Origin of the sequence: Endozoicomonas sp. NE40 (assembly GCF_040549045.1) — a bacterium.
Taxonomy (GTDB): domain Bacteria; phylum Pseudomonadota; class Gammaproteobacteria; order Pseudomonadales; family Endozoicomonadaceae; genus Endozoicomonas_A; species Endozoicomonas_A lisbonensis.
In genome coordinates this window covers 2,181,026-2,203,049 of record NZ_JBEWTB010000002.1, presented here as the reverse complement: position 1 = coordinate 2,203,049, position 22,024 = coordinate 2,181,026, and the positions used below count along the sequence as shown (strand labels likewise).

The following is a 22,024-nucleotide window of genomic DNA, read 5'->3' as shown; positions in this document are numbered from 1 at the left end:
ATTTGCTAATATTTATTAAAAATCGCAAATAATCACTAATATTGCATATATGTAGATTAAGCCCTTTACTGGGAAAGTCAACATTATTTGCAATATTTTCGCGTATTAGTTTTGAATCATGAAAGGTGATAGCGCCATGCAAATGGAAACCCTTGGCGAGAGAGTCCAGTTCATTCAGAAAAAACTGGGGGGCTCCAGTGCATTACAGCAGCTGACAGGCATCAGCCCATCGCAACAATCAAGGCTCATTCGTGATGAGATTAAGAGTCCCGGGCTGACGCAGATATCAGCTATTGCTGATGCGGCTGGCGTAACGATTGACTGGCTGGCCACCGGTAAAGGTGATCCGAGTGGTATTCAAAATGCGTCAGGTTATGTGGCTATTCCATTCATCGGATTTGAAGTTAAAGCCCCGTTTCTATTTGACCGTAATTACCTGGTCAATGTTTTGGGGGTTCCTGTTGAAAAGGCAGTGATGTACCACGAGACCAGCGATTGTATGGAGCCGTCTATTCACAGAGATTCGTACATTGTGATCAACACAATGAACAAGCAACCAAACGGAATGGCCCTGATCCGGGTTAAGGATGAAGAACAACTGTTTCTTCGATACATCCAGTTAAACCCGGCTAAAGGCTGTGTAGAGGTCAGATCGGGCAGTGATAAGTATCTGCCTTTTGAGGTTGAGGTGGATGACCTGGAAATCATTGGCACACCTGCCTGGTTCGGAGCCCGATAATGTCCAGGAAGCTGTTTTCCAAACGAGGCGATAAATGGGTCGGAGAGTTCCCACCAGAGGGCGGTTGGGAGAAAGGTCGGCGGGGTGTTCGGCGGACGCTATGTTCTGTTGATTCTTTGAGCCATTTGTCTGATATGGATAAACAGCTGAAGCTGATGGAGCTTTATCAGGAACAGGGTAGAAAGATTCAACGGGCCAGTGAGGCCGAGAAAGCAGAGAGAGCGAAGAAACAGCAGGCTAAGAATAACTGGACAGTTCAGCAGGCCAGTAGGGTTTGGTTGGATGAAGTAAAGATACATCGATCAGAAGAGACGGTTAAATCCTACAAGAACACGATCAAGTATTACATCCAGGCGAATCAAAATCATCGGGTTCGGGATTACGATAAAGAGCATGAAGTTAAGTTCCTTAAGCATTTGAAAACCTTACCTGGTAAGAGTGGAAAGCTCATGGCTGTCACCAGTCAGAATGTCCATGCCAGACAACTACGGGTCTTTCTTCGATGGTGTTTCTACGATCAAAGGATTCTAAAGCATAAGCCCAAAGTGAATGCTCCCAAGGTTAAGAAGAAAGATATGAAAACCCTGGAGCTTTCTGAACTGGAAAAGCTCAAGCAATTTATTATCAGTGAATATAAGCGTGGGCTGGCTAAACGATCTGAAGACCTGACTGGCAGACAACGGGCAGACAATGAGCGACTGATTCGTGATATGCGGAATTTGCTGCGGGCCTATATGGTAGCTACTCAATCATTGCTGCGTCTGGGGGCTATCTGGCAACTGCCACTGAACTGCATTGATATGAAACGGCGGATTATTAAAATCCGCGATAATGAAGAACTGGGTTGGGAAAATAAAAAAGATAAATGGCCTGACAAACCCATTAATGATGAGCTGTACGAGTTTCTGGAAAAAGATCTGGCCGAGAGAAATGAAAACGAAAAGTACTGGCTGGACAAGGGTGATGGCAGACAGTGGTATAGCGACACCAGTGACGTATCGTCTCAGGCAACCCGAGCCTGCAGAGCAGCCGGACTGCCCAAACTAAAACCTTTCCACTGGGGAATGCGGGCTACAATGATCACTCAGTTATTGTTGAACGGAACCGATCCTTACTCTGTGCAACAACTTGCAGATCACGACAGCATCAGCACCACCATGCTTTACCTGGACGGAAGAAAGGTTCAACAGAAGAACGCTGCAGATGCAGCAGCGAGATTGTCTAAAAGTGTCACAAAGGTGTCACAGGATGATTCAGATAATCAAGAACCTTTATAAATCAATGGCTTGTGTTGTGATCTGGGTCAGCTTGTAATCAGTGGGTCCCGAGTTCGACTCTTGGTGCCGGCACCAAACATGATGAAGCCCGAAGCGTTAGTAAACGCTTCGGGCTTTTTCGTATCTGGCATTTAGGTCTAGTCCTACAGCTGCACTTAAATAATGAGCTAAGCTAATCCCGTACTCGGGGTTAGCATTATGTCTAGTTCATTATTTGATATTGATACCAGCCTTCTGGATCACCTGTTAAAGCTCGCTGCAAAACACTGCTCCAGAAAACCAACTAGCGATACCATTCATGATTATGTACTGGGTCTACTGAGCCACATACCCAGGCATAACACGTGGCAAATGGCTGAATTCGCAGGTCATAGTCACCCTTTTCTCTATCAGCACCTTCTTAGTCGTGCCGTTTGGGATCAGGAAGCAATTCGTGCAGAGCTTCTCCATGAGCATCTGGCGTTTCTATCAGGCAAAAGCTACTCACCAGTCGTAGATGAAACAGGCTTTATCAAATAGGGCAAACACTCTTGCGGTGTTCAGCGGCAATACAGTGGTACTGCAGGTCGAATTGAAAATAGTCAGGTTGCTGTTTATCTCGCTTGTACTACCAAAGAAGAACATTGTTTACTGGACACTCGACTTTACCTGCCTGAATCATGGACAAACGATCCTCCCCGTTGCCATCGAGCAGGAGTTCCTGAATCAGTCAGTTTTCAAACCAAACCAAACCAAAACAGAACTGGCTGAACAGATGTTACTTGCCGCTTTGGATCAAGGCATGATGCCAGACTGGGTTCTTGGCGACAGTGTTTATGGTGAAAGCTCTCACTTACGAAAGCATCTTGAAGACCGTCAGCAGCCCTATGTTCTTGGCATCACAGGAAAACATTATGCCTGGGTGGGACACGTTCAGAAGAAGGCTCGCGCATTGGCAAAAGAACTACTGAAAAGTGCCGAATGGGAAACACTGTCGAGTGGTGCTGGAACAAAAGGAGCACGGCTTTACCAATGGTGTGTGATTCCGATTAATGGCTGTGAACCAGAAGGCTGGCAGCACAGTTTGCTTTTTAGAAAGCCCGTCGCCTCAGTAGACCTGGATGAAGTAGTTATCTTTCGTTGCTGTGCTCCCGCACATAAATCAAGCTTAAGGGGCCTTGTAGAAGCATCTGGACAGCGTTGGGCCATAGAAACCTGTTTTGAAGAAGCCAAAGACATGCTGGGCATGGATCAGTATGAAGTCAGAAACTGGAATTCCTGGTATCGACACATGACACTTGTCATGCTGGCTCAAACCTTTTTGGCGTTAACGAGAGCTCGGCATGAAAAAAAACAGATGATACTGGGATAATATCATTGACCTTGCAGGAGCTTCGCAAGTTAATCATCGGAACAATGGTCTGGTTGTTACCATGCCATTGCATTGATCATGTGTTGCATTGGTCGATATTCAGGCGCAAACATCAGTACTCAGCCCCTGTGCTGCACTGGCGAAGTCAATATTTACTGAATGTGCAGCTGTAGGACTAGCCCTAACTGTTTTACCCACCGGCGCAGAACGTTCTCATTCAGGCCAAGCGATTTGCTGGCTTCAGGTACTGAATACCCTTGATCAAGAACCAGTGTGGCAGCTTCCAGTTTAAATTCTGCTGTATATGAACGACGTTTTCTTGTCATTGAACACCTCTTCTAAGGTGACAACTTTACCACCTAAAATGGTGTCCGAGATCATTAAACCACTACATTGATAAGGCAGGGGAAGATCTGCTTGCTCTGCAAAATGGTGGCGTTGACGCTGTGATGTTTTCAAATGAGTTCAGCCTGCCCTATCTGACAAGAGTGGAACCGGAAACCACCGCAGCAATGGCTCGCACCATTGGCGAACTGAAATCTGATATCACGGTTCCTTATGGTGTCAATGTTCTCTGGGACACGGTGGCCTCATTTGATCTTGCCAAAGCGGTAGACGGGTTGTTTGTTCGTGAAATCTTTTCCGGTGTTTATGCCAGTGGCTTTGGTGTCTGGGATACGAATACCGGAGAGAGCATTCGCCATCAGCATCGTATTGGTGCTGGTCATGTAAAGACTTTATTTAACATTGTGCCTGAAGCGGTGGTTTACATGGGGGATCGTGACCTGTACAGCATTGCAAAATCGACAGTGTTTAACCATCGTCCGGACGCCCTGTGCGTATCAAACGTTCAGGAGCAGCTGAGTATAGCCGACGGTTGTGTAACGGCTACCACATTCAAGAAAGATGGGGTCTTTGAAAACTTTGTCGATCAGGACCGGGTCACCCGTTTTATGGATAAAGTAAATTCTTTCCGCTGATCGAAAAACATGAGCTGAAAAATGCCGCCTGAAAGCGTTGAATAGCGGTCATAATCAGGCTGCACTGTTAAAATAAATGGAGTCCGACAGGTTCCTGACTAAAAAAGAGAGGGCAATCATGCTACTGGATACACCGGTTTGTAACTTTGACTGGGAAGCGCCTGACTTCACCTTGAAAGACGTTGATGGTAACCGCTATACCATGAGTGATTATCTGGGAGAGAAAGGCCTGCTGATCGCTTTTATCTGCAACCACTGTCCCTATGTTCAGAAGATTGCAGAACGACTGGCTGAAGACACTCGTTCACTGATGGCGGAAGGCATTAATGTCCTTGCCATTATGTCTAATGACTACGAAGCGTACCCGGAAGATTCTCCGGAAAAGATGAAACAGTTTGCCAGCCAGCATGGCTTTGACTTCCCTTATCTGATTGATGAAGACCAGTCCGTCGGCAAACAATACGACGCTGTTTGTACGCCCGATTTTTTTGGTTTAAATCGGGAAGGAAGGCTTCAGTATCGCGGCAGGCTGGATAATGCCCGAATGGACGATCCGTCTGACCGGGTTCCGGAGTTGCTCAATGCCATGCGAACCATCGCAGCCACCGGTAAAGGCCCGAAGGATCAGCAGCCCAGCATGGGGTGTTCAATAAAATGGCGAGGGAATTAACACCCATATCAACTATGGGCGGGCAATCGGGAAATCAGGTCTTGCAGGGGTTTCTACAGGCTCTTTTTCCAGCTTCTCAAGCAGAAACTGAATAGCCTTGTCCAGCTGAGAGTCACTGCCGTTGAAGGTAGAATAGGGCAGATTATCAATCTGAATATCGGGCTCTATGCCCCAGTTTTCTGCCAGCCAGCGGCCATTGGCTCTGTAGCCTGCAATATAGGGAACCGTCACAAAGCCCTGATCCATCAGTTCAGAGAAAAACATCCATATTCTTCCGCCCCAGGTGCGAGTGCCAATAATGGTGGCCAGTCCCAGGTTCCTCAAGTCTTCAGCCAGTTCTTCCGCATCAGAAGCAGTATGCTCGTTAACCAAAACAACGATATGTCCCCTGAAGGCGTATGGCATATTCCAGTCCACGGTGGACCCCATATAACTGTTGAACGTTATGGCTTTTCTCTGCAGACGGCTGGTAATCCAGCTGTCAATGTTTCCGCCAGAGTTGTTGCGCAGATCCAGTATTAGTCCGCCACGATTAAAGACGGGATAGTACTGTTGCACCCACTGTTCGAAATTATCGGCCTCCATGCCTCTCAGGTGAACGTAGCCAAGCTTTCCCTGCCCCTGATGTTCGGTGCGCTGTTGCCGGTCGTACATCCAGGAGTCGTAGCGTAGCCTGGCAGATTCCTGAGGCAATATTGGCCAGACAATCTGCTCTATGGGGTCTGGAATGCCCGGCTTTTTAACGGTCAGCAACACCTGCTGGTTTTCTTTGAACGTTAACCGTTCTTCTATCGGTTGCTGATGATCCAGCGGCAGGTTGTTGATGGCTGTAATGTTGTCTCCTTCTTCAATCTGGATGCCAGGACGGGCTAACGGGGAGCGTTTCAGGGGAAAATCAGGGTCAGTTTTATAAATTTGATCAATGAGTAACCCTTTGTCCTCCATTGAGAAGAGAGCCCCCAGAGAGCTTTCTATACTCCACTTGTCGTTGAATCGCAGGTCACCTCCGTCAATCTCCAGATGAAGCACCCCCAGCTGACCGATCATGCTGCCAATAAGGTGATTCAGGTCACTTCGGTTTGTAACCCGGTTCAACATCTGCAGGTGAGTATCCAGCTGTGCCGGCCAGTCTGTGCTATTCATTGAACGGTCAGCAAACTGATTCCCCAGCAGAGACCAGACGTTAAACAACAGTTGTCGCCATTCGTCCTGTGGAGAAACGTAAACCCGCCATTGCTCAAGGGATAAAGGATTAATTTCAATATTGCTTTCAGGCACGCCAACAGGAATCAGGGCGAACTCGTCATTGTCACCATGGATCAGGAGCTGTTCTCCGTATTTGGACGGCTGATAACCCGTGAGACCTGAAGCAACAATGAAGGGTTGATTGTCCGGGGCATTACCAACTTCCAGACTGTAAAGTGTGAACGTATTTTCAGAGTCCGGTTCCCCCCAGAACAGATAACCATCTGTGAAACCAAGACCATAATAATTGCCGGGAGGGACAGGCATCTGGTACAGGCGATCCTGCAGTCCATTTAGTTCAACAGTAATGCGCTGAGGCTGTTCTTCTTCAGAGGGTTCTCCCTGTTGCTCGTTTTCCATAAGCCGGGCAATTTTCTGCTGCAGGACTTCATTTTCAGGCTCAAAAGGCCAGATTGCCTCCGGGTCCATGGCTACCATGAACAGACCACGGTTTGTGTCTGAATAAGGTTCTGGCTGATTCGATCCGAAAGGGTTCTGTACTTTGGAGTGGAAGAATCGCTCTGAGATAAACATCAGCCATTTGCCGCTGGGACTCCAGACGGGAAAGCCGCTGTCAGTACGATCGCTGGTAATTGCTGTCAGTTGATTGTCGGAGAGGCTGAACAGATAGATCTGTTTTTTACGGTTGCTGGCCGGGCTGGAAAAGGTTAACCACTGACTGTCCGGAGACCAGCTGAACTGACCGGGATAGGTATCCTGTGGTTCAAATTGCCTGATGGCTTCTGTCGTGCCCGATTGAATATGGGTCAGCCATACGGTCGCATCAGAATCCGTCCAGGCGAAAAATTCGTTATCCGGTGAGATAACCGGAGCTTCAATGATCGTTTTGTCCGTTTGATGAATTTTTACGGGCTGGTTGCTGCCATCAGCTGGCAGCAACCAGAACGACTGATAAATGCCTTCTGAAGCCAGCCCCAGAAGGTGACGGGAGTGGGTTAAATGCTGAGCGGATTGAAAAAAAACGTCTTTTCCCGGACTGGGAATGGAAACCGTCCGGCCATCTTTCACAGGCAGCAGGGTTATCTGCCCCCGTGCAGTCAATGCCAGCTGGGTAGAGTCTGGAGACAGGTTATAGCCGGAAAGATAAGCAGCGGGCCAGTGCAGCCAGTGTGGCCGCCGTTGCTCAAAGTCTGAAGCGAGTGTTATCTGAATTTTTTCTGGTTTAGCGTCAGTCTGCTTCAGGTCTAAAGTGTAGAGGTCTGGCCCCAGCTGGTAAACAAACTGACCGTCGTCCTGTGCCGGATACTCGATATCCAGACCCTTATGAAAGGTATGCTGAATCAGGTTCTGGCCATCCGTGTCCATTGACCACAGATTGCCACTTCCGTCCCGGTCACTGACAAAATAAACCCGTTGATTCCAGAACAGAGGGTGTCGGCTGGTGCCGGGGAAGTCTTTGGTGAGTGGGACGGCTTCCTTACCCTCAAGATATTTCCAGATATTTTGAGCGGTTCCTCCCTGATAGTGCCTGATATTGTGGAAGGGGCCAGAAAGGCGGGTAAAAAAGAGTGCTCTGCTGCTGTCCGGGCTATTGGTCGAGCCAGCGCCAAAGCTGCCTTCGAAGGCCTGAGCCAGGGGTATCCAGTGTCGCTCACGGGTTTCAGTGTCCAGCGTGACCAGCTGAAAGTTTTCACCAAACACGGTTCGCTCATTGGTGGCGTAAAGAATCTGCCCGTCATTAATCCAGCCCCGGGGAATCACCTGACCTTCTGAATAGGTCAGTCGTTTTGGCAGCCCTCCGGCTATTGGCATGGTGTAGAGATTGTCAGGCCCGTCGTATTCGGCAAGAAATGCCACCTGTTGACCATCCGGAGAAATAGCCGGTAACACTTCCCGGCCGTGATTGGTGGTCAGACGTGTGGCTGTCCCCCCTGTCAGTGTTGTTTTCCACAGATCACCTTCTGCTGAGAAGACCACCGTGTTTTTATGAATACTGGGATACCGGTAGTAGCCTTCATTACTGGCACTGAGAAAAGCGGAAAAGAAGAACCAAGGTGCCAGAAGAAAGATGAGGAAACGCATACCAAGCCTATTGTTTTGATTTTATGTAATTAAGGTAGCAGTTATCTTCTGATTCTGTTTCCAGTCCACGGGCTTATTCGCTAAAGACTTCTATGCGATGCCGAAAAACGATGAATAGGACACCAATAAAAGGCGACAGGATCTTCGGGAGGCAAGGATGCCCTGTAAAAATCTGGCTCATTTATTTCCACTGGCGGCGTTGAGTGTGGCGGTTGCTAATACCCATGCCCGGCAGGAAGTTGATTTGGCCTCAAACACGTTCATGTCTTTGCAGATGAGCCTGATTGCCCAGCAGGAGGCTGAGTCGGCCCCCCTGCAACGCCTGAGTACTTCCAGGCATTTTGGCAGAGACTTTTCCTATGCTGATGATCCGGTAAACATGGGGATGTGGGTGCAGATGCTGGCCTCTGGTACGTCTCAGGACAGCTGGAAAAATGAGGCGGGCAACACCCTTTCAGGTTTTGACGCTGACGCAGATGGCTTCACTCTGGGGCTTGATAGCTCGGCAGTAAGGGGTCATTCCGACATCACTTATGGTGCCGCAATCACGATTGCTGATGTAAAGGCTGACAAACAGAGATCGATGGATTATAACCGCCTCAAAAACTATCAGTTGAGTATGTATGGCTCTTACACTCGCGATGAGTGGTATCTCGACGGCGTTATTAACTACGGGCGGAGTAAGAATCATCGCACACGGTATATAGAACCATTGTCTTCAGCTGATGCTGAATTTAACAGTAATAATTATGGCTTAAAGTTATTAGCCGGATTTAATTACCCTTATTGGAGTACGATATTCCAGCCTTTGATTGGCTTTAATTATTCCCGTATTACCATTGATGATTACAGGGAAGCCGGTAATGTCGGTCAGGCGCAGTCGGTCAACGGTCTGACCTACCAGAAAATGGAGTTCGGCGCAGGGGTGGAAATGAGTCAGATATACGCCTTGCCTATGGGGGATTTAGAGCCTTCTGCCCGGTTTATGGGCTGGTATGACATTAAGGGTGACAAAGTTAAAGCCCGTTCGACCCTGATGGACAGTGGAGATGCATTGAATGCTGAGGCAGGCGAGCCTGTCAAAGATAGTTATTCGGCTTCTTTTCATCTTACCTACCGGCGACTTGATAACCTGTCGGTGGTTGTGAGCTATGACCTTAGTCAGAAGTCCGGTTACAAAAATAATAGTTATTATTTGAGAGTGGAATACGATTATTAGTTAAAAAAGCGGGGCAGCTCCTGACCTCTGTCCCGCTTTCTCCGCTCTTTTATTGATCCCCAGCTCAGGATTCAAACCCTGTTCCCGCTTAAAGACTTTCCCACGGTGCCGAAAAACGATGAATAGGACACCAATAAACGGTGACAGGATCTTCGGGAGGCAAGGATGCCCAATAAAAATCTGGCTCATTTATTTCCACTGGCGGTGTTGAGTGCGGCGGTTGCCAGTGCTCATGCAGCGAAGGATTTTGACATACCAGAAGGGGAGTACCGCCTTACCGATGGTTCTGAATCCGCTTTGGTCATCATTCGTTCCAGCTACCCGGAAGGCCATCGTTTCAAGGTGCCTATTGAAGGCACAATAAATCTTCGTGGTAGCCTGATTATGGATAATGGCTTAACGGCCAGCGGCATATTATTTGATGAAAGCCCGGAGCCTGATGTTGATGTCAACATCACTCCCTCGGGCAAAATCCTTATTAAGCAGGGGCTGGGAGCCAATATTAAATATGGTCGTTCGACCCTTTCCAACGTGAGCAACAGAGGCTACCTGTATAATAAGGATTCAGAAATTATCAGAATCGCTCCGGATAATCCCAGTCTGGCAACGTCAGTGATCGGGGTTATAACCAATGAAACTCTGGGCATCATGGAAGGGAACATTGCTTTAAAGCTTTACGAAGGTGACATGAATGGCGACTTTATTAATAAGGGCATAATAAAGACAACGGGCTCTTCTGGTATTTCACTTCATCTGGCTTCTTTTTATGGAAATATTATTAACGAGGGAACCTGGACCAGCAACGGCTATGCCCTTCAGCTCAATGATGCCACCAGCTTTAATGGAAACCTGGAAAATAGTGGAACCATAACAGCGTCTGAGGGGCTGGTTCGAATCACCGGTGATAGTCCTACCTCGGACGATGCCTTTGCAAATTTTGAAGGAAGCATTATCAATCGCTCATTCGGTGTTATGACTGCAGAAACTGGACATGCCTTTGAGTTCAAGGACATGGCGTTTGTTGGCGGTATTGTTAATGAAGCATCAGGCAGCATGATTGCCAGAGAAGAAGACAAAGCTCTGGTCTATATTGGTGCATCATCCGATAGTGATGTTTCGGCTAATGAAGGAAAGATCACCGACGGTGTGACTAATGCGGGGTTAATGTCAGGCTATTATTTAGCCTGGAACGACAACCTGAATCATACACTGGAAGTCACAAACCAAGGCACAGGTTTGATGACGGGTAGATTTCGTGGAAATATCAACTTTTATAACCATGGCTCATTTTTCACTGAACGCGGCACCAGTCTGACAGGTGACTTTACCCACACCGGTGTGCTTGAGTTCAGTGTCGATTCTGCGGCTTCAACAACGCCCGTTATGGACGTCAGTGGCACTGCAACGTTGTCGTCTGCCAGCTCTGTAGTGGTAGCACCGGACTTTGAACTCTACAACGACGACTCCCGTCTGGCTGGCGAATCCTATCAATTGCTGAGAGCAGGTACTTTGACAAACAGTGGCGCCAATATTCAGGGGTCAGTGTTAACAACAGTCAATGTGGTTGACGATAGCGGCAATACATTAACGGTGACGATTGACCGGAAAAAACCTGAAGAGGCGTCGTCTGGTTCAGAGGCTACCGAGGCAGTGATAGAAGCGGCAAGTCGTTCAAAGACCCTTTTTGACTTGTTGGCGGGTACGACGTCTAAGGCTCAGCTGGACAAGCTGGTTCAGGAAAACTGGGTGAACAACAGTCATGCAACGCAGCAGATGAACCTTATTGTTCAGGAAGAAGCGGTGTCTATTCCCCTGCAACGTCTAAGCACTGCCCGCAGTTTTTCCCGGGGTGTGTCGTTTGGCGATGAGCAGGCAGGCAAAGGCATCTGGATGCAGGTGCTGGCCGCAGAGGCTTCGCAGGACAGCCGGAAAAATAAGGCTGGTCATACTCTGTCAGGTTTTGATGCTGATATAGACGGCTTTAGTCTGGGGTTGGAAAGTTCGCTGGAAAAAGGGTTTTACGACATCACTTATGGTGCCGCCTTCACGGTTGCTGGCGTTAAAGCCGAAAAAAAGAACTCGATAGACGATAACCGCCTCAAAAACTATCAGCTGAGTGTGTACGGCTCCTACACTCGTGATCAGTGGTATCTCGACGGTGTTCTTAACTACGGGCGCAGTAAGCATGAACGTATGCGTTATGTTGAGCACCCTGACGTTGTCTTGTCTCCCATTGAGGCAGACTTTAACAGCAATCATTATGGTCTGAAGCTTCTGGCCGGGTTTACTTATCCCTACCTGAATACACTGTTCCAGCCTGTGATTGGCTTTAATTATTCCCGGATTGTCAGTGACGATTACAGGGAGAAAGACACCGGTAACACCCGTTTGGCCCAGTCCGTCAGTGGTCAGACGTATCAGAAGATTGAGCTGGGTGCAGGGCTGGAAATGAGCCGGATATACGAAATCGCCCAGGGTACGCTGGAACCTTCAGTTCGCATTATGGGCTGGTACGACATCAAGGGTGACCGGGTTAAAACGGATTCGATATTGATTGATGGTGGAGGCCCGTTAAACTTCGAGGGAGCAAAACCTGTCAGAGACAGCTATTCGGCTTCGTTTAATCTCACCTACCGGAGACTTGATAACCTGTCGATAGTTCTTGGTTATGACCGTCACCAGAAATCGGGCTACAAAAGTAATAATTACACTTTGAGAATGAAGTACGACTTCTAAAAAAAATGGGGCAGCTCCCTACTTCTGCCCCGTTTCCTCTCCTTTTATTGATTCCCGGCTCAGGACTCCAGTGCTTTCCGGCAGGCATCAATGGTCACAACGCCAATCACATGGTTATTGGCATCCTGCACGACCAGGGCGCGAATCTTGTTTTTGTCCATCAATGCTTTTGCGTCACAGGCACTGGCTTCTTCCTTAATACTGATCGGAGCGCCGTTCATGATGTTACGGGCTCGCATCCCGCTCAGGCTGTCTACGCCAGACAGTCCGCGTCGTAAGTCACCGTCGGTAATCACGCCTGCCAGATCATCACCATCCATCACCAGGCAGATCTTGGAGCCGGTGGCCGTCATGGCATGCATGACATCGCTGATCTTGCTGTCAGGCGTAATGCGACCATAGTTGTCGACGCTCATGATGTTGCGTACCCAGGTGATTTTCTGGTCTTTTCTCAAGCCTTCAAGATCACTGGCCTGGAACCGGTGCAGGGCTTCTGCGAGCAGATCGCCGATGGCCAGCAAAACGGTGGTGTAGGTCGTGGGCGAGAACTCCTGGTCTGCCAGGTCTTCAGTCACACTGGCGTCGAGTACGATGTCAGCCTGTTCTGCAACGGGGCCTTTTGGATCACCGGTGATGGTAATGACTTTGTTACCCAGGTGTTTGATGGCTGGATACAGCCTTACCAGCTCTTCGGTCATGCCACTGTACGACAGCATAACAATAATATCGCCGCTGCCGACCATACTCAGATTGTCGTGCCAGGCATCGGCAGGGTTAATCAGGTGACAGGAAAGGCCGGCGTTATACAGGGTGGCTGCAATTTTGCGACCAATATGACCGGACTGGCTCATACCCAGCATGATCACACGACCACGGCAGCTGGTCAGGAGCTGGACGGCTTCAGTGAATTCACCGTTGATACGTCCCTGAAGTTCCTGCAGGGCTTCGATCTGGCGGGTAACACTGGCTTTCATACCTTCGCTCATAGTCATCTCCAGCGGCGTGGTCTGATTATTATTTATGGCCATAGGTCTGTTCTGTATCCTTCCGTCATTCTTTATCCGGTGTTTACGACCCGGAACTGATGTCTTCATTTGTTTTCATAATGTCACACAATCAATTCCCGAATATTGATAGCCGTCAACATAATGTTTTCATTCTCCCTGCGTATTCTGACGCCAGCCGGATGGCTTCAACCATGCTGACAGGGCTTGCAATACCTTGTCCTGCAATATCAAAAGCGGTTCCGTGATCAACCGATGTGCGCAGAAAAGGCAGCCCGCAGGTGATTGAAATGGTTTTCTCAAAATCGACCATCTTGGTCGCGATATGTCCCTGATCGTGGTACAGGGAGAGCACTGCATCGTAACGTCCCTGCAGAGCCTGATGGAAAACAGAGTCTGCCGGTAACGGGCCGGACACATGGAAACCTTCCTTTTGAAGTCGCTGGATCGCCGGTTTTATGGACACCATTTCTTCATCGCCAAACAACCCCTGTTCACCGCCATGAGGGTTCAGTGCGGCAATCGCCAGATGAGGCTTCTGTACTCCCAGCTGCTGCAGGGCTTTTATGGCTCTGCGGGAAAGCCCAACAAGGCGCGGTTCCGTGATGTAATCACAGGCTTCCCTTAACGACAGATGTCGGGAAAGGAAAAAGACTCTGAGTGTTTTCACCTGAAACAGTGTCAAAGGGTCCGGGCAATCTGTCAGGTCAGCCAGTATTTCGGTATGACCAATGTGAGGAATACCAGCCGCTTTGAGTGATTCTTTATTGATGGGAGTGGTGGCCAGGGCATCGACATCACCCTTCAGAGCCAGCTCGGTGGCTGCTTTAATGCACTGCCAGGCGGTTTCTCCAGCTGCACTGGTCACAGCACCAAAGGGCGCTTCACTCAGTGGCGGGCTGGTTACCGGGAACAGGTTCAGGGTCTGTTTTTGCCCGGTCATCTCTGCTACACGCTGACAGAGGTTCAGCTGGAGTTTGATCTGGCAGACATCTGCAGCACGTTTCAGGCACTCTTCGGTTCCGGTAATAAGAAGGCGACAGGTATTGAGTAACCTGGAGTCAGTCACTGACTGAATAATGATTTCGGGACCAATGCCTGCGGGGTCACCCATTGGCACACACACCAGAGGCTTCATAACATTGGGTAATCCTGTTATTAAAAGTCGTCGTACAGTTTAGTACTGGTTAGCTCTCTTGTTGGGTGCTGCTCAAAGAGCATAAACGCTTTCGCCCGACCAACCTACAATTTAAACACACAGACATTCTGTGTCAGGCATGAAAGGAGGTTGTAATGGCTGGAGGATTTGCAAAAGACGGAGCTGTTCAGGATCAGATTGACGATACAGTGAATGATGCTGTCGATCAGATTCGTTCGCGTCTGCCGGATTCTGACAGCGAGAGTGCAACAGAGTGTGACGAGTGCGGAGAACCCATACCGGAAGAACGTCGGCGTATTTTCCCCGGTGTCCGTTTATGTGTTCGCTGTCAGGAGGAACTGGATCAGGAACAGAGGCTGGCCGATCTGTTTAATCGCCGGGGCAGCAAGGACAGTCAGTTACGATAGAGAAGCTGAAAGCAGAAACCACCCGGGCAACCTGCCACGGGTGGTTTGCTGTTTTATCGTTTAGGCACGAATCAGCTGACCGCCAGCTTCTTCAATGGCTGTGATGTTTTCATCGTGGAAGCGACTATCAGTGATAATCGTGTCCAGCTCATCCAGCTGACAGATGGTCTTCATGCTGGAAGCGCCGTACTTGCTGGAGTCAGCCAGCAGGATCTTGCGGTTAGCACGTTCCAGCATCTTGCGACGGATGTAGTAGTGGTCGGTAGACGCAGTGGTCACACCGTGTTCCAGGCTCCAGCTGTTGGTGGCCAGGAAAACAACGTCAGCATTGATGCTGTCCAGGAAGCTCAGGGCAGCCACGTCGGTGTGAGCCTTGGTGATAGAGCTGACCAGGCCGCCAGTCGTATAAACTTTGGCAGTGGTGGAGTCGGACAGCTGCAGGGCGATCTTCAGGTCTGGTGTGATGACTGTGACGCGCAGACGCATCAGCATTTTTGCCAGTGCCATGGTGGAAGTACCCGCATCCAGCAGTACGATCTGGCCTTCACGAATGTGCTTGAAGGCTTCAGACGCGATGGACTTCTTCTCTTCGATGTTAACCGCGTTTTTCTTTTCGTATGGAATGTCTTCCATCAAAAAGCTTTTGGAAACTGCACCACCGTAGGTCACGCGCAGCTTGTCTTCCTGCTCCAGAGTTCGGATGTCTCGGCGAATGGTCATTTGTGAGACGTCAAACTTCGAGGCCATTTCTTCTATGTTGGCGCAGCCCTTTTCTTCAACATAAGCCAGGATGTGTTCGCGACGCTCGACGGGAAGCATATAAAAACCTCTTTCTTTGGATAAATCGCTCCGTACCGCGGAAAGTGACCGATTGTCAGTGTCAGTCAAGCTCCTGACCATGACAGCAGTCACTGGTAAAAAAGCGACTATCATAGCCTTGGGCGGAGTACTACAGCACCAGCGCCACAGCAATGCAGGTCGTGAGGCAGGACATAACAAGCCTTACTCATCAGCTGCGAGGAAAAACTTCACAGGGATTATCCGTTGCTGTGGATCGGGCGCTCACTGATTCTGCCGATACAAAGGTTAGGGTGACAGAATCAGAAATTCAGCGAATTGCGATTATACGGCACAAATGATGAAACAATGAAGGCAGATTCTTTACAGCAACCCGCTGACGCATACAGTCAGAGTCAATCTCAACTCTGTCCGGAGGACAGTAGCCTTACTCTTTGCCCCGACTGTGATCTTTTGATCAGGGAAGTGACTGACTCAGACCCCGCACGCAAACTGATCATCTGTTGTCCAAGATGTAACCGAAATTTACGGGAGTATCACCCAGAAGGGCTTATAAAATCATTGTCATGGGTCATAACAGGCTTACTCCTTTTCCTTCCGGCCAATATTTTTCCGGTTTTAGTGATGGAGATTCTGGATCATCAGGAAGCCAGTACGATCTGGGATGGGGTGGTGGCGCTATATCGGGAAGGTTTGCAGGGGGTGGCACTTCTGGTGTTTGCCCTGGCTATTCTGGTGCCGGGTATGCGATTGCTGATTTTGCTGTTTGTGATGGGGGCGATTTTTCAGGAGCAGCACTTTCAGAGATGGATGAAAGGGATTGCCAGACACCTGTTCCGGCGTTATGTGCAGTTGGGTGAATGGGGAATGGTAGAGATCTATCTGCTGGGCATTCTGGTCGCTGTCATTAAGCTGGCCGAAATGGCGACGGTTCAGCCCGGAGCCGGTTTGTTGTGTTTTGCCGGACTTATGGCGGCTGAGCTGGGCATCAGTATCTGCATGGATGAACAGGAAATCTGGGAACAGCTAGAAGAGCATCATGAAAACGTATCCTGCTGACGCTGAGAACTGGATTAACGGCTCTGACGTCGGACTGAAGCTATGTCTCAGCTGCCACAAAGTGTGTGCTGAACAGACAGAACGCTGCCCACGCTGTGGAGCCCGGGTGTATCAACGACGTCAGAACAGCATAGCCAGATGCTGGGCGCTCACCCTTACCGCCGCCATGCTGTATATCCCGGCCAACCTGCTGCCAATGATGACGGTCAGCAAGTTTGAAGAGGGGCAGCCGCAAACCATTTTCTCGGGAGTTGCCGAACTGGTCAATCAGGGCATGATTCCCATTGCCCTGTTGGTGTTTACCGCCAGTGTGGTGGTTCCCATTCTGAAACTTCTGGGGATGGTGTGGCTGCTGATCTGTGTCCGGTTTCCCGGAGCAGCCATGCACCGGCAGCAGATGCTTTACCGGATGATCGTCTGGATCGGGCGCTGGTCAATGCTGGATATTTTTATTATCTCCCTGCTGGTGGGGCTGGTGCAGTTTGGACAGCTCGGTACCGTCACAGCAGGTACGGGGGCTTACGCCTTTGCCAGTGTGGTGGTGACCACCATGCTGGCAGCCATGCAGTTCGATCCGCGTTTGTTGTGGGATGCCGTGGAACCCGGAGCTGAAAAGGTTACTGACAGTTAGCTGGAAAACAACTGGTTAAAAACTATGAACCAGAACACTTCTGCACCGGAACCTGCCCGGGCAAACATTAAGAAACGTGGCAACCTGTCGCCTGTTTGGTTATTGCCGGTTGTCGCCTTGTTGATCGTTGTATGGCTGGTGTGGAAATCGGTCAGTGAAGCCGGAATTGTCATTGATGTGGAGTTTCAGAATGGCAGGGGTATTAAACAGGGTAAAACGGAAGTCAGGCTGAATGGTATTGCGGTCGGGAAAGTAACGGGCATGGCGGTGTCTGACGATCTCAAGTCCGTTGATGTCACCCTGGAGATGGATCGCCGAATGTCGTCCAGCCTTACGGACAAAAGCCGTTTCTGGCTGGTACAGCCGCAGGTAAGCGTAGCGGGTATTTCTGGCCTTGATACCCTGGTGTCGGGTAACTATATCGCTTTCCAGCCGGATGATACCGGGATTAACCGCAAAAAATTCACTGCCCTGCCGTCGCCACCTCCCCTGGGTGAGCAGGAAGAAGGGTTAAGCCTGACGCTCAGGGCAAAAGAGCTGTCATCGATACAGAATGGCAGCCCGGTTTACTATCGTCGTCTGAAAATTGGCGAAGTGTCGTCTTATGACCTGTCTGCGGACGATCAGTACGTGGATGTCGAGGTATTCATAAAACCACGGTTCGCCCATCTGGTACGTCGCAATACCCGTTTCTGGAACGCTGGAGGGATCGAATTGTCCGGCAGCCTTACCAACCTGAAAATCCGGACGCAATCCATTGTGTCTCTGGTTCAGGGAGGGGTGTCGCTTTATACCCCTGAGTGGGAGCAGGAGTTTCCAGAAGCCTATCAGGGGGATGTGTTCCCGCTTTATCGCGATTATGACGAGGCTGAAGCGGGCATTGCTGTCGAGATTGATTTTCCGCTGGATGTTGCGCTGGGACAGGAAAAGACCCGCATTCTGTTTCATGGTATGGAAGTGGGGCTGATCCGGGATGTTGAACTCAAAGATGACTATTCCGGCATTACCGCCAATGCCGTCATACGACCGGATGCCGTCAACCTGATGGTAAAAGGCACGCGCTTCTGGCTGGTGAAGCCGAGTATTGGCCTGCAGGGTATTTCCGGTCTGGAAACTCTGCTGGGCGGGCGATACATCAATATGGACGTCAGTAATAAGGATATAAAGGCGGCTGTTCCCAAACGACACTTTAAAGGTTTAGCCAGCCAGCCTGCCGCATCACCTTCTGCGCCAGGTTTACACCTGAAGTTGCGGGCTGACTCTCTGGCAGGTGTGAGTCATGGAAGCCCGGTTCTCTTTCGAAAAATGCAGGTGGGTTCCGTACAGAACCATGAACTAACGGACGACGGCGTTCTGATAAAAATACTGGTTGATCCTGCTTACCAGCATCTGGTCAACAATAGCAGCCGGTTCTGGAATATCAGTGGCATCACCCTGCAGGGTGGCTTGCAGGGGTTCAGCATTAAAGCCGGTACGCTGAACTCCATGCTGGCTGGTGGTATTGCTTTTGATACGCCTGACAGAACGTCAGGCAAGGTGAAAAATGGCACCGGTTTTACTCTGTACAATAGTGCTGAAAAAGCTCATCAGTTCGGGCAGAAAATTTCCCTGATCTTTGAAACGGCTGAAGGATTACAGGTGGGTACCAAAATAAAATACAAGGGGCTGGTTGTAGGACACCTGACTGAACTGAAGTTGGATAAACAGAAAGAACACATTGTGGCTGACGCCCTGTTGGGAAAAAGTTCAGGTTGGGTAGCCCATGAAGGCAGCCGTTTCTGGCTGGTCAGACCAAAGCTTGGACTGGCTAATACGGCGAATCTGGAAACACTGGTGACAGGTCAATACATTGAGGTGCTGCCTGGTTCCAGACATGACGCTGTGGCTAAAACCCGGTTTGAAGTTGAGATGGCTGTACCTGACGACCTGCCAGTAAGCAACGGGCTGCGCCTGCAGCTGGTCAGCAGCGAGTTAGGCTCTGTTCGTCGCGGGAACCCGGTTTATTACCGGGAAATTCCGGTTGGTACCGTAACGGGGTATCGTCTGGCAGACCCCGCCAGTCATGTCCTGATATTTATTAATATTGAAGAACGCTACAAATCGCTTGTCACCAGAAAAAGCCGTTTCTGGAACGCCAGTGGTATCGATGTGAAATTCGGTTTGTTCAGTGGCGCTAAAATCCGTACAGAGTCGCTGGAAGCTTTGCTGGCAGGTGGAATTGCCTTTGCAACACCTGAGCCGGGAGAACCCGTTGCCGCAGGTCATCAGTTCACCATGGCTAAAGAACCAGAGTCTCAGTGGTTGCGATGGGCGCCCGCCATTTCAATCAGTCAGGAAATGAGCCACTGAAATCGTCAGCTATTAGCTAAATGATTTGCCATCTGCCCACATCGCTCTGGTGAACATGGGGAGACTCCTCAATGGCTGGGTCATACCATTGTCTGCCTCGCCTGTATACCGACTCACGACAGAACAGACAATGAACCCGGGGATACAGGTTATCCGTCCACTGAAGCATGTCAATCAGCTTCCCAAGGCGTATATCCCATTTGGGCTGAACAACATCGCATTCCCTAAGTGGGTGTTTCTTCGCTTTTTTGCCTGATCCAAGCCGATCTCGCAAAATTATCCCTTTGATAAAACCTGCATCACTATACCTACCCTCCAGAGGACTTAATATATAATTAGCAACCTTTTGTCCTGGCATGTATGTCTCTAAAGGTTCGAACTCTCCTGCCATTGCCTCAGCTAAACTGGTAATCAGAACAGACCCGTGTGGTACGTAGAAATAGAGCCACGCTCCCGACGGCACTACGGTAATGTCTAAGCTACTTAATACACCAGGTTTCTTTGGTTTGTAGTGGCCATGGCAGTAAATAAATACGCTTTGAACTTTACGGTCACCACTCTGGCAGGTATATAAGTTCAGACTATTGGAAAGAACCGATTCATTCACTACGAGTTTAGGTTTAGGGCTAAATATAGGCATGATGAACACCTTCAAATCACCAATTCTTTAATAGGTTTAACACAAACCCTACACTTTGGTGATGAATTAAACCCATTGCCGTCGGTCATCAGTTCAACATAGCTAAAGAACCATAGTCTCAGTCGTTGCGGTGGGCGCCGCCATTTCAATCAGTCAGGAAATGAGTCATTGAGATCATCCTCTAAAGCGGCAATAATTGCCCTGGCTTCAGGAGTCTAAAGACTCCAGGTACATCAACAGCCCGTTCAGAGAATAAGTACAAAAGATGTTTACCCAGAATCTCACGCCGCGCTTTTGCGAGACCGATGCCCTTGGTCATATTAACAACACGGTTCTTCCGGTCTGGTTTGAAAAGGCCAGGGAGCCTATCTTTTTCATTTTTAACCCTGAAATGGATTTGCAGAACTGGCAGCTCATCATTGCCCGTATAGAGGTGGAGTTTCTGAAGCAGCTGCGTTTTGGGCAGGATGTCGAATTGCGGACATGGCTGGAAAAGGTAGGGAACTCCTCCATGTATATCCATCACGAAGCGTGGCAGTCCGGGCAGTTGTGTGCCAGGGGCAAGGCGATATTGATTCATTATGACTATGTCAGTGAAAAAGCGACGCCGATACCAGACCACGTTCGGGTAAAACTGTCAGAGCATCTGGAAAAGTAAATGTCATCAATACTGGATTTCAGGGCAGGGCCTGTAGCGCTGGCTCGTATCAGGGATGAGGGGTTGCCTCAAAGCAGCATTGAAGTGGTGCCGGGCGCTTCAGGCGGGCCTAAATGGTTTGTGCTCACGGGGCTTGATAAAGCGCTGCTAGGTGAGTACTTCAAAGACCGTCAACAGCCTTTGCATCTGCTGGGTACGTCAGCAGGGAGCTGGCGGTTTGCCTGCTACGCCCATCCAGACCCACTGGCTGCCCACGAACGGTTTGAACAGGGTTATCTGCTGACGGAATACTCAGAAAGCCCGACGCCGGAAGAAATTACCACCAAGTGCCGTCATCTGATCAGAGAGATCATTGGCAGTCAAGCCGGCAGCATCCTGAACAATGACATTATGCGTTATAACCTGATTGCAGTACGCAGCCGTGGACTGGGTAAAAGCCATCGGAAGGGCAAGCTGATGGCAGGCATGGGAATGGCTGCACTGGCAAACGTCGTCAGTCGTAAAACTCTGGGGCTGTTTTTTACCCGAACACTGTTTTATCCCCCCGGCAGAGGTTCGCCTTTTCACCAGATGAATGATCTGCCCACAGACCGGGTTGAACTGTCGGAAGCCAACCTGGCTGACGCTATTCTTGCTTCGGGCTCTATTCCAATGGTGATGGAAGGGGTTGAGGGAATTGCTGGTGCGCCTGAAGGCATTTACCGGGATGGCGGGGTGACCGATTACCACTTTGATACCCGCTTTGCAGAGAATGACAAGCTGGTGCTGTACCCACATTTTTATGGTCACCGGACGCCGGGCTGGTTTGATAAAGGGATCAAGTGGCGCAAACCATCGGCATTGAACAGTGAAAATGTTGTGGTCGTGTCACCGTCCGATGAATTTGTTGCCAAGCTTCCTTACGGCAAAATTCCTGATCGTAATGATTTTGTGAACCTGTCCTATAAGGAACGGGTTCGGTACTGGAGCGTGGTGATTCAGGAAAGCCAGCGTTTGGGCGACGAGTTTCTGGAGCAGGTCAACAGTGGCCGGATTCGGGAAACGGTTCAGCCACTGTAG

At 49.5% G+C, this 22,024-nt stretch carries 17 protein-coding genes and 3 pseudogenes; 14 read left to right on the top strand and 6 right to left on the bottom strand.

Annotated elements, in window-relative coordinates; all coding sequences use genetic code 11:
* Positions 1-136 precede the first annotated feature (136 nt).
* The 4 genes and pseudogenes from V5J35_RS10925 to V5J35_RS10910 all read left to right on the top strand — a co-directional run bounded on the left by V5J35_RS10925 (position 137) and on the right by V5J35_RS10910 (position 3,367).
* The gene (locus tag V5J35_RS10925; protein WP_354016344.1) at positions 137-739 is read left to right on the top strand and encodes an XRE family transcriptional regulator; all 603 of its coding nucleotides are present in this window, start codon (positions 137-139) and stop codon (positions 737-739) included.
* Positions 739-2,016, top strand: a complete 1,278-nt coding sequence (locus V5J35_RS10920) for a tyrosine-type recombinase/integrase (RefSeq protein WP_354016343.1) — start codon at positions 739-741, stop codon at positions 2,014-2,016. The genes V5J35_RS10925 and V5J35_RS10920 overlap by 1 nt, the downstream gene beginning before the upstream one ends.
* Before the next feature lie 198 nt (positions 2,017-2,214).
* Positions 2,215-2,766 (top strand): annotated as a pseudogene (locus V5J35_RS10915) (IS701 family transposase).
* Positions 2,669-3,367, top strand: coding sequence for an IS701 family transposase (locus tag V5J35_RS10910; RefSeq protein WP_354011389.1), 699 nt, complete (start codon positions 2,669-2,671; stop codon positions 3,365-3,367). Before V5J35_RS10915 ends, V5J35_RS10910 begins: the two are co-directional and overlap by 98 nt.
* Before the next feature lie 182 nt (positions 3,368-3,549).
* On the opposite strand, the pseudogene V5J35_RS10905 reads toward V5J35_RS10910, so the two are convergent.
* Positions 3,550-3,693, bottom strand: a pseudogene (locus V5J35_RS10905) (transposase); the annotation flags it as partial.
* Between the two features lie 63 nt (positions 3,694-3,756).
* Here V5J35_RS10905 and V5J35_RS10900 point away from each other — a divergent pair.
* Positions 3,757-4,347 (top strand): annotated as a pseudogene (locus V5J35_RS10900) (BtpA/SgcQ family protein); the annotation flags it as partial.
* Positions 4,348-4,423: 76 nt separating this feature from the next.
* Complete coding sequence (locus tag V5J35_RS10895; protein WP_354011257.1) at positions 4,424-5,017, top strand: thioredoxin family protein; 594 nt, start codon at positions 4,424-4,426, stop codon at positions 5,015-5,017.
* A 12-nt stretch (positions 5,018-5,029) separates the two neighbouring features.
* Here the strand turns inward: V5J35_RS10895 and V5J35_RS10890 are convergent, their stop codons facing one another.
* The gene (locus V5J35_RS10890; RefSeq protein ID WP_354011256.1) at positions 5,030-8,305 is read right to left on the bottom strand and encodes a S41 family peptidase; all 3,276 of its coding nucleotides are present in this window, start codon (positions 8,303-8,305) and stop codon (positions 5,030-5,032) included.
* A 157-nt stretch (positions 8,306-8,462) separates the two neighbouring features.
* Between V5J35_RS10890 and V5J35_RS10885 the strand changes: the two genes are divergently transcribed.
* Together V5J35_RS10885 and V5J35_RS10880 are read left to right on the top strand one after the other, a co-directional pair.
* The gene (locus V5J35_RS10885; protein ID WP_354011255.1) at positions 8,463-9,524 is read left to right on the top strand and encodes an autotransporter outer membrane beta-barrel domain-containing protein; all 1,062 of its coding nucleotides are present in this window, start codon (positions 8,463-8,465) and stop codon (positions 9,522-9,524) included.
* A gap of 165 nt (positions 9,525-9,689) precedes the next feature.
* On the top strand, positions 9,690-12,260 hold the full coding sequence (locus V5J35_RS10880; RefSeq protein ID WP_354011254.1) for an autotransporter outer membrane beta-barrel domain-containing protein: 2,571 nt from the start codon (positions 9,690-9,692) through the stop codon (positions 12,258-12,260).
* 59 nt (positions 12,261-12,319) lie between these two features.
* Here the strand turns inward: V5J35_RS10880 and V5J35_RS10875 are convergent, their stop codons facing one another.
* Together V5J35_RS10875 and pdxA are read right to left on the bottom strand one after the other, a co-directional pair.
* Complete coding sequence (locus V5J35_RS10875; RefSeq protein WP_354011253.1) at positions 12,320-13,288, bottom strand: SIS domain-containing protein; 969 nt, start codon at positions 13,286-13,288, stop codon at positions 12,320-12,322.
* Positions 13,289-13,400: 112 nt separating this feature from the next.
* Complete coding sequence (gene pdxA / locus V5J35_RS10870; RefSeq protein ID WP_354011252.1) at positions 13,401-14,402, bottom strand: 4-hydroxythreonine-4-phosphate dehydrogenase PdxA; 1,002 nt, start codon at positions 14,400-14,402, stop codon at positions 13,401-13,403.
* 155 nt (positions 14,403-14,557) lie between these two features.
* On the opposite strand from pdxA, the gene V5J35_RS10865 reads away from it, so the two are divergent.
* Positions 14,558-14,830: a DksA/TraR family C4-type zinc finger protein gene (locus tag V5J35_RS10865; protein WP_354011251.1), complete on the top strand. Its 273-nt coding sequence runs from the start codon at positions 14,558-14,560 to the stop codon at positions 14,828-14,830.
* 60 nt (positions 14,831-14,890) lie between these two features.
* On the opposite strand, the gene V5J35_RS10860 is transcribed toward V5J35_RS10865, so the two are convergent.
* Positions 14,891-15,649, bottom strand: a complete 759-nt coding sequence (locus V5J35_RS10860; protein WP_354011250.1) for a DeoR/GlpR family DNA-binding transcription regulator — start codon at positions 15,647-15,649, stop codon at positions 14,891-14,893.
* 327 nt (positions 15,650-15,976) lie between these two features.
* Between V5J35_RS10860 and V5J35_RS10855 the strand changes: the two genes are divergently transcribed.
* The 3 genes from V5J35_RS10855 to V5J35_RS10845 are packed head-to-tail and all read left to right on the top strand — an operon-like array spanning position 15,977 to position 19,667.
* Positions 15,977-16,687 (top strand): paraquat-inducible protein A, encoded by a 711-nt coding sequence (locus V5J35_RS10855; protein ID WP_354011249.1) that lies wholly within the window; start codon positions 15,977-15,979, stop codon positions 16,685-16,687.
* On the top strand, positions 16,668-17,318 hold the full coding sequence (locus V5J35_RS10850; protein ID WP_354011248.1) for a paraquat-inducible protein A: 651 nt from the start codon (positions 16,668-16,670) through the stop codon (positions 17,316-17,318). The genes V5J35_RS10855 and V5J35_RS10850 overlap by 20 nt, the downstream gene beginning before the upstream one ends.
* Positions 17,319-17,342: 24 nt before the next feature.
* Positions 17,343-19,667, top strand: coding sequence for a PqiB family protein (locus V5J35_RS10845; protein WP_354011247.1), 2,325 nt, complete (start codon positions 17,343-17,345; stop codon positions 19,665-19,667).
* 16 nt (positions 19,668-19,683) lie between these two features.
* Here V5J35_RS10845 and V5J35_RS10840 read toward each other — a convergent pair whose 3' ends face one another.
* The gene (locus tag V5J35_RS10840; protein ID WP_354011246.1) at positions 19,684-20,307 is read right to left on the bottom strand and encodes a putative adhesin; all 624 of its coding nucleotides are present in this window, start codon (positions 20,305-20,307) and stop codon (positions 19,684-19,686) included.
* 265 nt (positions 20,308-20,572) lie between these two features.
* On the opposite strand from V5J35_RS10840, the gene V5J35_RS10835 reads away from it, so the two are divergent.
* Together V5J35_RS10835 and V5J35_RS10830 are read left to right on the top strand one after the other, a co-directional pair.
* A complete protein-coding gene (locus V5J35_RS10835) occupies positions 20,573-20,965 on the top strand; it encodes an acyl-CoA thioesterase (RefSeq protein WP_354011245.1) in 393 nt (130 codons plus the stop codon).
* Positions 20,966-22,024: a patatin-like phospholipase family protein gene (locus tag V5J35_RS10830; protein ID WP_354011244.1), complete on the top strand. Its 1,059-nt coding sequence runs from the start codon at positions 20,966-20,968 to the stop codon at positions 22,022-22,024.